9 protein-coding genes, 3 tRNA genes and 1 pseudogene are annotated in these 11,436 nt (G+C 71.0%); 5 read left to right on the top strand and 8 right to left on the bottom strand.

Going from position 1 to position 11,436, the window contains the following annotated elements:
• Positions 1-111 precede the first annotated feature (111 nt).
• Positions 112-1,485 (top strand): annotated as a pseudogene (locus ACFYQA_RS02680) (N,N-dimethylformamidase beta subunit family domain-containing protein); the annotation flags it as partial.
• Between the two features lie 251 nt (positions 1,486-1,736).
• The gene (locus ACFYQA_RS02675; protein ID WP_388910574.1) at positions 1,737-2,636 is read left to right on the top strand and encodes a phosphoribosylaminoimidazolesuccinocarboxamide synthase; all 900 of its coding nucleotides are present in this window, start codon (positions 1,737-1,739) and stop codon (positions 2,634-2,636) included.
• 199 nt (positions 2,637-2,835) lie between these two features.
• Here ACFYQA_RS02675 and ACFYQA_RS02670 read toward each other — a convergent pair.
• The 8 genes from ACFYQA_RS02670 to ACFYQA_RS02635 form a co-directional block, all read right to left on the bottom strand.
• Positions 2,836-2,908, bottom strand: a tRNA-Gly gene (locus ACFYQA_RS02670).
• A gap of 22 nt (positions 2,909-2,930) precedes the next feature.
• Positions 2,931-3,572 (bottom strand): response regulator, encoded by a 642-nt coding sequence (locus tag ACFYQA_RS02665; RefSeq protein ID WP_388910571.1) that lies wholly within the window; start codon positions 3,570-3,572, stop codon positions 2,931-2,933.
• On the bottom strand, positions 3,569-4,924 hold the full coding sequence (locus ACFYQA_RS02660; protein WP_388911077.1) for a sensor histidine kinase: 1,356 nt from the start codon (positions 4,922-4,924) through the stop codon (positions 3,569-3,571). Before ACFYQA_RS02660 ends, ACFYQA_RS02665 begins: the two co-directional genes overlap by 4 nt.
• A gap of 114 nt (positions 4,925-5,038) precedes the next feature.
• Positions 5,039-5,791, bottom strand: coding sequence for an ABC transporter permease (locus ACFYQA_RS02655; RefSeq protein WP_388911074.1), 753 nt, complete (start codon positions 5,789-5,791; stop codon positions 5,039-5,041).
• 83 nt (positions 5,792-5,874) lie between these two features.
• Positions 5,875-6,861, bottom strand: a complete 987-nt coding sequence (locus ACFYQA_RS02650; RefSeq protein WP_388910568.1) for an ABC transporter ATP-binding protein — start codon at positions 6,859-6,861, stop codon at positions 5,875-5,877.
• Positions 6,862-7,078: 217 nt separating this feature from the next.
• Positions 7,079-7,151, bottom strand: a tRNA-Gly gene (locus ACFYQA_RS02645).
• A gap of 80 nt (positions 7,152-7,231) precedes the next feature.
• A tRNA-Gly gene (locus ACFYQA_RS02640) sits at positions 7,232-7,303 on the bottom strand.
• Positions 7,304-7,520: 217 nt separating this feature from the next.
• Complete coding sequence (locus ACFYQA_RS02635) at positions 7,521-7,838, bottom strand: Lsr2 family protein (protein ID WP_388910565.1); 318 nt, start codon at positions 7,836-7,838, stop codon at positions 7,521-7,523.
• Positions 7,839-8,190: 352 nt separating this feature from the next.
• On the opposite strand from ACFYQA_RS02635, the gene purS reads away from it, so the two are divergent.
• Genes purS through purL form a run of 3 tightly spaced genes read left to right on the top strand, consistent with a single transcriptional unit; the run spans position 8,191 to position 11,410 of the window.
• Positions 8,191-8,454 carry a phosphoribosylformylglycinamidine synthase subunit PurS gene (gene purS, locus ACFYQA_RS02630; protein WP_010045045.1) on the top strand — a complete coding sequence of 88 codons (264 nt, stop codon included), beginning with the start codon at positions 8,191-8,193 and terminating at the stop codon, positions 8,452-8,454.
• Positions 8,451-9,155, top strand: coding sequence for a phosphoribosylformylglycinamidine synthase subunit PurQ (purQ, locus tag ACFYQA_RS02625; RefSeq protein ID WP_388910561.1), 705 nt, complete (start codon positions 8,451-8,453; stop codon positions 9,153-9,155). Before purS ends, purQ begins: the two co-directional genes overlap by 4 nt.
• Positions 9,152-11,410, top strand: coding sequence for a phosphoribosylformylglycinamidine synthase subunit PurL (purL, locus tag ACFYQA_RS02620; protein WP_388910558.1), 2,259 nt, complete (start codon positions 9,152-9,154; stop codon positions 11,408-11,410). The genes purQ and purL overlap by 4 nt, the downstream gene beginning before the upstream one ends.
• The last annotated feature ends 26 nt before the right edge of the window (positions 11,411-11,436 follow it).

Genomic DNA, 11,436 nt, shown 5'->3' with positions numbered 1-11,436 from the left:
CGACATACGACAAGCACATTGCTGACCGTCAGCGACGGGGCCTGCGGGAGGGGAGCCACCATGGGTGCGCAGCAGGGTCACTGCCGGATCGAGGGGTTCAGTTCCACCGGCGGGGTGGCACCCGGAGAGGCGATCGACTTCCACATCACCGTCGACCCGCCCCAGGAGTTCCGCGTCGACGTCCATCGCGTCGGCCACTACGACGGGCAGGGCGCCACCCGGATCATGTCCAGCCCGCGCCTCGCCGGCATCGCGCAGTCCCCGCCGCTCACCGCCGACCGTACGGTCTCCTGCCATCACTGGTGGCTGTCCTGGCGGCTGCCGGTCCCGTCGGACTGGCGCGTCGGCGCCTATGTGGCCGTTCTGACCACCGCCGACGGCCGCAACCGAGCCCGGATCCCCTTCACGGTCCGTGACCGCCGCCCGGCCGACCTGCTCCTTGTCCTGCCCGACATCACCTGGCAGCTTCACAACCGCTATCCGGAGGACGGCGGGACGGGCGGAACCCACACGACCAGTGGGGCCCTCCACCAGCCCGGGGACGGGAACGGGGACGGGGACGGGAACGAGGGCGGGGACGGCCGGCTGCTCGGCGAGAGCGACAGCGACCTCCACTCCGACATCGGCCCCCACTCCGACTCCGCGACCACCGTCTCCTTCGACCGCCCGTACGCGGGCGCCGGTCTGCCTCCGGCCGCCTCTCACGCCTACGACGTCATCCGTTGGGCCGAGCGCTACGGCTACGACCTCGCCTATGCCGACGCCCGTGACCTGCACGCCGGCCGGGTCGACCCCACCCGGTACAGGGGCCTCCTCTTCCCCGGCCCCGACGCGTACTGGTCCCAGGCCATGCGCGGTACCGCGGAACACGCCCGTGAGTACGGCACCTCCCTGGTCTTCCTCTCCGCCCGGACGCTGTACGGGCAGGTGGAACTCGCGCCCTCCCCGTCCGGGGTCCCCGACCGTCTGCTGACCTGCCGAAGTCGCAGCGGCAGACGCCGGGGCCCGGACCGCGGAACCCAGGACCGCAGGACCCAGGACCGCAGGGTGCCGGGCAGGGCGACGCTGTGGCGGGAGGCGGACCGCGCGGAGCAGCAGCTGATCGGCGTCCAGTACGCGGGCCGGGTCCCCGAGCCGCATCCGCTGATCGTGCGCAACGCCGGCCACTGGCTGTGGGAGGCGACCGGGACCTTCGAGGGCGAAGCGATCGAAGGGCTGGTCGCGGCCGGGGCAGACCGTTACTTCCCGCGCACCCCGCTGCCCGAGCACGAGGAGCGGGTGCTGCTCGCCCACTCCCCGTACACCGACGGGGCGGGTACCGGACGGCACCAGGAGACCTCGCTCTACCGGGCGCCCTCCGGGGCATGGGTCTTCGCGTCGGGCACGCTCGCCTGGTCCCCGGCCCTGGGCCGCCCCGGCCGGACCGACCCGCGCATCCAGCGCGCCACCGCCAACCTCCTCGACCGCATCTGCAAGAGCGACTGACCCGGCCTGCCGACGTTCTGGCTGTCCGGCGCACGCCACCGGCCGACCGGCCAACCGCCCGCCATCGCCCGACCGGCCGTCACCGTCACCGCCCGACGGCCTCTGCCCCCGCCCCGACCCGCCGCAACCGCCCCGACCAGCGGGGGCGACCGCCCGTACGGGACAATCGGAAGTACTTGTCCCGCCGTCTCCCACCCCACCTCGTGCGAGCCCCGCGGGTGCCCTGTTGGTCCGAACCACGCGGAGGAACCGTGTCCGGATTCGTCGAGAAGCCCGAGCCGATCCAGGTTCCGGGTCTGGTGCATCTGCACACCGGAAAGGTGCGCGAGCTGTACCGGAACGAGGCGGGCGACCTCGTGATGGTCGCCAGTGACCGCATCTCCGCCTACGACTGGGTGCTGCCGACCGAGATCCCGGACAAGGGCAGGGTCCTCACCCAGCTCTCCCTCTGGTGGTTCGACCAGCTCGCCGACCTGGTCCCGCACCACGTCCTGAGCACCGAACTTCCCGTGGGCGCCCCCGCCGACTGGGCGGGCCGCACCCTGGTCTGCAAGTCGCTGCGGATGGCCCCCGTGGAGTGCGTGGCCCGCGGCTACCTCACCGGCTCGGGTCTCGCCGAGTACCAGGAGTCCCGTACGGTCTGCGGCCTGGCCCTCCCCGAGGGACTGGTGGACGGATCGGAACTGCCCGGCCCGATCTTCACCCCGGCCACCAAGGCCGCCGTCGGCGAGCACGACGAGAACGTCTCCTACGAGGAGGTCGCCCGCCAGGTCGGCGCCGACGTCGCGGCGCAGCTGCGGCAGGCCACTCTCGCCGCGTACACCCGGGCCCGCGACATCGCCCGGGAACGGGGGATCATCCTCGCGGACACCAAGTTCGAGTTCGGCTTCGACGGCGACACGCTGGTGGTGGCGGACGAGGCGCTCACTCCGGACTCCTCTCGCTTCTGGCCGGCCGAGCAGTGGGAGCCGGGCCACGCGCAGCCGTCGTACGACAAGCAGTACGTACGGGACTGGCTGACCTCCGCCGAGTCGGGCTGGGACCGGGCGGGCGAGCAGCCCCCGCCGGCGCTGCCGCAGCATGTGGTGGACGCGACCCGGGCGAAGTACGTGGAGGCGTACGAGCGTCTGACGGGCCTCGGCTGGAGCTGAGGCCCGAGGCCCGGGACCCGAGGCCCGGGACCCGAGGCCCGGGACCCGAGGCCCGGGACCCGAGGCCCGGGACCCGAGGCCCGAGGCCCGGGACCCGAGGCAGAGGCCCGAGGCAGGGGCCCGGCGGGTGCCGGGTCCTCACGCCGGGCGCGTACGAAGAAGACCCCGGTCCGATGGACCGGGGTCTTCTTGCTGCCCGAGCGGACGACGAGGTTCGAACTCGCGACCTCAACCTTGGCAAGGTTGCGCTCTACCAACTGAGCTACGTCCGCATGCGCCGTGGCGCGAGAGCAACTATACCCAACCTCGCTCACGCGCGAGTCGCGCCGCGGCGTGGCGGTTCTCCGCACCGATTTTCGTGGCGGCGGACGACAGATAGTTCCGCACGGTCCCCTGGGACAGCGCGGCCCGCTCCGCGATCTCCGCCACCGGTGCCCCGTCGGCCGCGAGTTCCAGCACCTCGGCCTCACGCGCGGTCAGCGGCGAGTCACCGGCGGCGATCGCGTCGGCCGCCAACTCGGGATCCACATAACGGTTTCCCGCGTGCACGGTGCGGATGATCTCCGCGAGGTGCTGTGCGCTGACGGTCTTGGGGACGAAGCCGCGCACCCCCGCCGCGAGGGCCCGCTTCAGGTGCCCGGGACGCCCGTGACTGGTCACGATCAGCACGCGGCAGCCGGGGAGTTCCGCCCGCAGCGATGTGGCGACCTTCACACCGTCGGCGCCGGGCATCTGCAGATCCAGTACGGCGACGTCGGGGGCGTGCGCCCGTGCCATCGCCAGCGCCTCCGGACCGGTGGCCGCCTCGGCGACGATCAGGAGGTCGTCCTCCAGCGACAACAGGGCGGCGAGCGCTCCCCGGATCAGATGTTCGTCGTCGGCGAGCAGCAGCCGGAGGGGCGGGGACGGGGGAGGGGAGGGGGACGGTGTCGTCACGGTGTGACCTCGCTTCTGGTTCCTGCGGTACGGAACCGATCGGACTCCACCACGCTCGGAAGCACGTCCGAGTCCGGTGAGTCCGGGTCCGACCCCGCTCCGGCCCCTGCTTCCGACGGCAACGAGACCTCCGCCGTCAGCAGGAACCGTCCGTCCCCGGTCGGCCCGGCCCGCAGCGTGCCGCCGATCTCCGCCAGCCGCTCGCGCAGTCCGATGAGGCCGGAGCCCCGGCCCGGCCCGCCGGCGCCGTCCGGCGCCCCGTCGTTCTCCACCGTCAGCACCGCACGCTCCTCCAGCACCCGTACCTCCACCGCGCACCAGCGCGGGTCACCGTGCCGCAGCACGTTGGTCGCCGCTTCCCGTACCACCCAGCCCAGTGCGGACTGCACCTGCGCCGGGAGCCCGACCGCGGGGCCGGTGACCGTGCAGTCGATGCCGGCCGCGGTCAGCACGCCCTTCGCGCCCGCGAGTTCGCTGCTCAGGTCGGCCTCGCGGTAGCCGCGTACGACCTCACGCACCTCCCGCTGGGTCTCGTGCGCCAGCCGCTGCACCTCGACCATCTGCGTCACCGCCTCCGGCCGTTCGCGCTGGGCCAGCTGGACGGCCAGCTCGCTCTTCAGCGCGATCACGGCGAGGTTGCGGCCCATGACGTCGTGCAGGTCCCTGCCGAACCGCAGCCGCTCCTCCGCGACGGCGAGCCGGGTACGGGTCTCGCGGGCCTCGTCGAGTTCGTGGACGACGTTGAGCAGCCAGAGGGAGAGGACGTAGGTGACGGTGAGGAATCCGGCGGTGAACAGCACCACCACCGCGGCGGCCAGCGCGACGGCGCCGGGTATGCCGAAGGCGAAGGCCACCAGTCCCGAGCCCGCCGCGGAACCCGCCACACCGGCGAACACCCGACGTTGGTTCCGCATGCCGAGCGTGGACGTTCCCGCACCGAAGGCCATGACGAGCACGAAGGTCCCGAAGGCGACATCGTCGACGCTCCGGTCGGCCCCGCCAGGGCCGCCGGGGCCGGTGAGCACGACGGCCGTCGCCGCGACGGCCGCGGTGGCGGTTCCGAGGGCCCACAGCAGCCGCGTCGGCCTGGTCCGCCGCCCGAGGTGCCAGTCCAGCGACCATGAGGCGAGCACGGCGCAGAGTGCGCAGTGCCCGGCGATGAGGAGGAGCAGCAGAACTGTCGGGCCCGGCTCACCAGCCCCGCTTCGCTCGCCCCGCGCCGGCTGTCCGAGCAGCGGCCCGCCGGCCGCCATGAACTCGACCAGCACCACGAAGTGGAACGACCACCGGGTGTACGCCTCCACCTTCGCCGGGGTGCTCTTGCGCCGCCACCAACGACCCGGCCTGCGTATCTCCTCGCCCGGCCTGCCCATGTTCTTGCCCGCCTCGCTCTCCGGGCCGCCTTCGCGCCCACGTACTCCTGATCCCGCGTGCCCGCGTGCCCCCATACCCCGTGCCCGCGTGGCTCAGCGCCGCGGTTCCCAGCGGAACCACCGGCGTACAGCGAACACCGCCAGCAGCACCCAGGCCACACCGGTCGCCACGGCGAACAGTGTCTCGGAGCCCGACAGGTTGCCCGTGAAGCCGCCGCGCAACAGGGTCACGGCGGGGGTGAGGGGCAGCAGTTCGCAGAAGGAGGCCAGCCGGTCGGGCAGCACCTCCAGCGGGACCGCCATCCCGGAGCCCAGCATCGAGATCATGACCACCGGCATCGCGGTGACCTGCGCGCTCTCGGTGGTCCGGGTGAAGCCCGCGGTGACGGCGGCGAGCGCCGCGCACAGCACCAGGCCCAGCAGCAGCCCCAGCACGGACAGGTGGACGGCCTGCGGCGCGGCCACGTCCAGCAGCAGTGCGCAGCCCACCGCCAGCACCAGCGACTGCACCAGCCCGGTCGCGAGGGACGGCAGCGAGGCCCCGCACAGGATCTCGACGTCCCGCAGTTCGCCGGTGCGCAGCCGCTTCAGCACCAGTTCCTCGCGCCGGGTGACGAAGACGCCGACGAGCGCCGAGTAGACGGCGAACAGCAGGGAGAAGCCGATCGCGCCGGGCAGGATCATGGCGCCGATGCTGAGCCCCACCTCGTCGAGGTTCATCTCTCCGGCCGCCGAGTAGAGGCTGACCGGCAGCACCAGCGGCACGAACAGCGCGGCGAAGAGCGTGCCCTTGCTGCGCCCCAGCAGCGTCAATTCGGCGCGGGCGAGGGCTCGCATGCGCCCCATGGGGGTACTGGCCGCGGTGTTGCGCCCGCTCCCCGCCCCGGCCGTTCCTCCGGCCGACCCCTTGGTCGTGCCGATCGTCCCGCTCATGCCGCGTACTCCTTTCCGGTGGTGATGCTCTCCCCCTGCTCGAGGGTTTCGTGCGCGGAGGCCTCACGGGCTATGCCCAGGAACGCCTCCTCCAGCGACGCCGAGCGCACGTCCAGCCCCTTCAGCTCCAGACCGGTCCGCTCGGCCCACACCAGCAGGCGAGTGGCAGCCCGTTGCAACTCGCGGGTGTGCAGCTTGATGGTCCGTCCGTCCAGTTCGTGGCCGGTCACGCCCAGCTCGTCGAGCGGCGGCAGATCGCCGGGGAAGTAGCCCCGGGGCAGTTCGAAGGTGATCCGGGACGGCTGCGCGGCGGTCACCTCGGCGGGTGTGCCGGTGGTGGCGATGCGCCCCTTGTGCATGATCGCGAGGCGGTCGGCCAGCGCCTCGGCCTCTTCCAGGTAGTGGGTGGTCAGCAGCACGGTCGTGCCGTTGTCGCGCAGTGCCCGCACCAACCGCCAGGTGTCGCGCCGCCCTTCGGCGTCCAGGCCGGTCGTCGGCTCGTCGAGGAACAGCACCTCGGGGTCGCCGAGCAGCGCGAGGGCCAGGTCGAGGCGGCGCCGCTCACCCCCGGACAACTGCTTGACCCGTACGTCGTCCTTGCCGGCCAGGCCGACCAGCGGCAGTACCTCCTGCGGCGGACGGGCGCCGCTGACGGAGCCGGCCCACATCCGGGTGGTCTCCATGACGGTCAGGTCGGAGGGAAAGCCCCCTTCCTGGAGCATCACACCGGTGCGGGGCCGTACCGCGGCACGGTCGGTGTACGGGTCGTGCCCGAAGATCCTGACCTGCCCGCCGGTCGGCACGGCGAGGCCTTCCAGCAGTTCGACGGTGGAGGTCTTGCCCGCGCCGTTGGTGCCGAGCAGCGCGAAGACCTCCCCGCGCCGGGCTGAGAAACTGACCCCGCGTACGGCCTCGAATCCGCCCCCGTACACACGGCGCAGGTCGGTGACCTCAATCACGTGTTCGTGTTCGTTCGCTCGCATGCTTCGATCATCCCGGTCGTCCCGGCCGGACAGCAGTGCGCCCTGTCATCAGGGCGCATGACAAATGTCAGAAGCCCGGTGGGGCCCGGGGCCGAGGTACGGGGCATGAGGGACCGGAGCGGCACGTGAGGCCGGAGTGCACGGGGGATACGAGCGCACGGGGAGGATGCGAGCGCACGAAAAGACCCCGGTCCGGTGGACCGGGGTCTGATTCCCGAGCGGACGACGAGGTTCGAACTCGCGACCTCAACCTTGGCAAGGTTGCGCTCTACCAACTGAGCTACGTCCGCATTGCTCCCGACCGGCTTTCACCGATCGGTGCAAGCACCAGCCTACCTGATCGACTCGCCCGATCGGTACAGCTACGCAGAGCGGGTGACAGGAATTGCACACTGCGCCTTCCCCCTGGAAGGGGGATGTTCTACTACTGAACTACACCCGCATGTACTCCGTGAGCCGGGCCTTTCGGCCTTGCCCCTCGGCGTGCTCCAGACTCTAGCTGATCAATGGGGGTGCTGCGCAAGTCGGCTGCTCCGAGGGGCCGGTGGCCGGCTCTCCCGGCCGTGGGTGCGGCCGTCGTGGCGCGCGGCCCACCGCGCGGGCCACGGCTACGGCGGCCCGGCCCCCGCGCCCGGCCGCCCCCCCGCCCCACGGTCCGTTCACCGCGCCGCGGCGAACGCCTCGTAGACCCGCTTGGGGATCCGCCCGCGCGCGGGGACGTCCATCCGGTTCGACTGGGCCCAGGCGCGCACGGCCGCCGGATCGGGGGCGACCTCCGTCTGCTTGTACGCCCGCCCCGAGCGGGAACGCTTGCGGCCGGCCTCCACGTAGGGCGCGAGCGCCTTCCGCAGTCCGTCGGCGTTGACCTCGTTCAGATCGATCTCGTACGACTTGCCGTCGAGTCCGAAGGCGATCGTTTCCGCCGCTTCCGAGCCGTCGATGTCGTCAAAGAGAGTGACCACGACCTTCTGCGCCACGAATATCGGTCCCTTCGTGCGACACCTCTGTGGTGACGTCCGTGATGACGTGCCGGAGCGTCGCCGAGATGTCGGCTGTCCGCCTGTAATCGGGCAAAGTGCCTGCTAATGACAATTCATTTGTACAGTGCCCGGCATTGCATTGTGAAGCTCGACTAAATCTGCCCGCGTGTCCTGTGCGCAATAGAGATACGTAACAGAACGTGGATCTTTCCCGGATCTTTCCCCGAAGGCCTCCCTCGGTTGCCGAATCGTGATCGGGGTCACGTAGATTCCTCCAACTCTACTCGCGTAGAAATTTTGTGCGGGTAGTCTGAAGGAACCTGCTCAGCACCACACACCGGGAGTGCCAGTGGCACGCGTCGTAGTCGACGTCATGCTCAAGCCGGAGATCCTCGACCCCCAGGGCCAGGCGGTGCAGCGCGCACTGCCGCGGTTGGGATTCGAAGGGATCTCGGACGTCCGCCAGGGAAAGCGATTCGAACTGGAAGTTGACGGGCCGGTCGACGAGGCCGCGCTCGCCCGCATCCATGATCTTGCGGAATCCTTCCTCGCCAACACCGTGATCGAGGACTTCACCGTCAGGGTCGAGGAAGTCGCGGAGGCCGTGAAGTGACCGCTCGTATTGGCGTCGTCACTTTCCCGGGCAGCCTCGACGACCGTGACAGTCGGCGCGCGATCCGGCTCGCGGGTGCCGAGCCGGTCGCCCTGTGGCACAAGGACAAGAACCTCCACCAGGTCGACGCCGTGGTGCTCTGCGGCGGTTTCTCCTACGGCGACTACCTGCGCGCCGGGGCCATCGCCCGCTTTTCGCCGGTGATGGACACCGTTATAGAGCAGGCGAAGGCGGGACTGCCGGTCCTCGGTATCTGCAACGGTTTCCAGATCCTCACCGAGGCGCACCTGCTCCCCGGCGGCATGCTCGGCAACGACCACCTGCACTTCATCTGCCGTGACCAGAAGCTGCGGGTGGAGAACGCGGACACCGCCTGGACCGGCGACTACACCGCCGGGCAGGAGATCAGCATTCCGCTGAAGAACATGGACGGCCGCTACGTCGCCGACCGGCGTACGCTGGACGAACTCGAGGCCGAGGGCCGGGTCGCCTTCCGCTACGTCACCGACGGCGAGGCCGCCGACGGCTACGGCAACCCCAACGGCTCGCTCGACGACATCGCCGGCATCACCAACGCGGCGGGCAACGTCGTCGGCCTGATGCCGCACCCCGAGCACGCCGTCGAGCCGCTGATCGGCACCGGCCGCACCGACGGCCTCCCGTTCTTCACGTCGATCCTCAAGAAGCTGGTAAGCGCATGAGCAGGACGCCTCTGGACACGGTCGAGCACGCGGCCGAGACCCCCGACGTCGAGCTGCCGTGGGCCGAACTCGGTCTGAAGAAGGACGAGTACGAGCGGGTGGTGGAGATCCTCGGTCGCCGCCCGACCGGCGCCGAGCTCGCCATGTACTCGGTGATGTGGTCCGAGCACTGCTCGTACAAGTCCTCCAAGGTCCACCTCCGCCAGTTCGGCGAGAAGGCCCCCGAGTCCGACGCGATGCTCGTCGGTATCGGCGAGAACGCCGGCGTCGTCGACGTCGGCCAGGGTTACGCGGTGACCTTCAAGGTCGAGTCGCACAACCACCCGTCCTACGTCGAGCCGTACCAGGGCGCCGCGACCGGCGTCGGCGGCATCGTCCGCGACATCATCGCGATGGGCGCCCGCCCGGTCGCCGTCGTGGACCCGCTGCGCTTCGGCGCCGCCGACCACCCGGACACCAAACGCGTGCTGCCCGGCGTCGTCGCCGGCATCGGCGGCTACGGCAACTGCCTGGGCCTGCCGAACATCGGCGGCGAGGTCGTCTTCGACGCCTGCTACCAGGGCAACCCGCTGGTCAACGCCGGCGCCATCGGCGTCATGCGGCACGAGGACATCCACCTCGCCAAGGCCTCCGGCACGGGCAACAAGGTCATCCTGTACGGGGCCCGGACCGGCGGCGACGGCATCGGCGGCGCGTCCATCCTCGCCTCCGAGACCTTCGACGACGCCAAGCCGTCGAAGCGTCCCGCCGTGCAGGTCGGCGACCCCTTCCAGGAGAAGCTCCTCATCGAGTGCACCCTGGAGGCCTTCCGCGAGAAGCTGGTCGTCGGCATCCAGGACCTGGGAGCCGCGGGCCTGTCCTGCGCCACGTCCGAGCTGGCCTCCAACGGCTCCGGCGGCATGCGCGTCACCCTCGACGACGTACCGCTGCGCGACTCGACCCTGTCTCCCGAGGAAATCCTCATGAGCGAGTCGCAGGAGCGCATGTGCGCGGTGGTCGAGCCGGAGAAGGTCGACCGCTTCCTCGAGATCTGCGAGAAGTGGGACGTCATCGCCACCGTCATCGGTGAGGTCACCGACGGCGACCGCCTGGAGATCTACTGGCACGGCGGCAAGATCGTCGACGTCGACCCGCGCACCGTCGCCCACGACGGCCCGGTCTACGAGCGCCCCTACGCCCGCCCCGACTGGCAGGACGCGCTCCAGGCCGACGACGCGAACAAGCTGCCCCGGCCGCAGACGTCCGAGGAGCTCAAGGACCAGGTCCTGAAGCTCGTCGGCTCGCCGAACCAGGCGTCCAAGCAGTGGATCACCCAGCAGTACGACCACTTCGTGCAGGGCAACACCGTGCTCGCCCAGCCCGAGGACTCCGGCATGATCCGGATCGACGAGGAGACCGGCCTCGGCGTCGCCATCGCCACCGACGGCAACGGCCGGTACGCCAAGCTCGACCCGTACACGGGCGCGCAGCTGGCGCTCGCCGAGGCCTACCGGAACGTGGCGACGACCGGCGCGAAGCCCCTCGCCGTCTCCGACTGCCTGAACTTCGGCTCGCCCGAGGACCCGGCCGTCATGTGGCAGTTCGCCGAGGCCGTGCGCGGTCTGGCCGACGGCTGCCTGCAGCTCGGCACACCGGTGACCGGCGGCAACGTCTCGCTCTACAACCAGACCGGCGAGGCCGCCATCCACCCGACCCCGGTGGTCGCGGTCCTCGGCGTCATCGACGACGTGGCCCGGCGCACGCCGGCTGCCTTCCGTGAGGAGGGCCAGCTGATCTACCTGCTGGGTGACACCCGCGAGGAGTTCGGCGGCTCGGCCTGGTCCCAGGTCGTCCACGACCACCTCGGCGGCCTGCCGCCCGCGGTGGACCTGGAGCGCGAGCGGCTGCTCGGCGAGATCCTGATCTCCGCCTCCCGCGACGGCATGATCGACTCCGCGCACGACCTGTCCGACGGCGGTCTGGTCCAGGCCGTGGTCGAGTCGGCGCTGCTGGGCGGCAAGGGCGCGCGTCTCGTCGTGCCGGACGGGCTCGACGCGTTCACGTTCCTGTTCTCCGAGTCGGCCGGCCGCGCGGTCGTGGCCGTACCGCGTTCGGAGGAGCTCCGCTTCACCGACATGTGCGGTGTCCGCGGCCTCCCGGCGACGCGTATCGGCGTCGTCGACGGAGACACGGTGGAGCTCCAGGGCGAGTTCACGCTCACCCTCGAGGAACTGCGCGAGACGCACGAGGCGACGATCCCGGCCCTGCTGGCCTGACCGACCGCCGTCCTTCCGGCACGCTC

The sequence above is a fragment of the Streptomyces sp. NPDC005774 genome (assembly GCF_042871645.1).
In the GTDB taxonomy this organism is placed as follows: domain Bacteria; phylum Actinomycetota; class Actinomycetes; order Streptomycetales; family Streptomycetaceae; genus Streptomyces; species Streptomyces pratens.
This window is presented reverse-complemented; position numbering and strand designations above follow the sequence as displayed.

Bases quoted from the DNA above. Each gene is read 5' to 3' on its own strand.
- ACFYQA_RS02655 (WP_388911074.1), bottom strand. From the start codon at position 5,791: ATGGGGCGCATGCGAGCCCTCGCCCGCGCCGAATTGACGCTGCTGGGG.
- ACFYQA_RS02650 (WP_388910568.1), bottom strand. From the start codon at position 6,861: ATGCGAGCGAACGAACACGAACACGTGATTGAGGTCACCGACCTGCGC.
- purL (WP_388910558.1), top strand. From the start codon at position 9,152: ATGAGCAGGACGCCTCTGGACACGGTCGAGCACGCGGCCGAGACCCCC.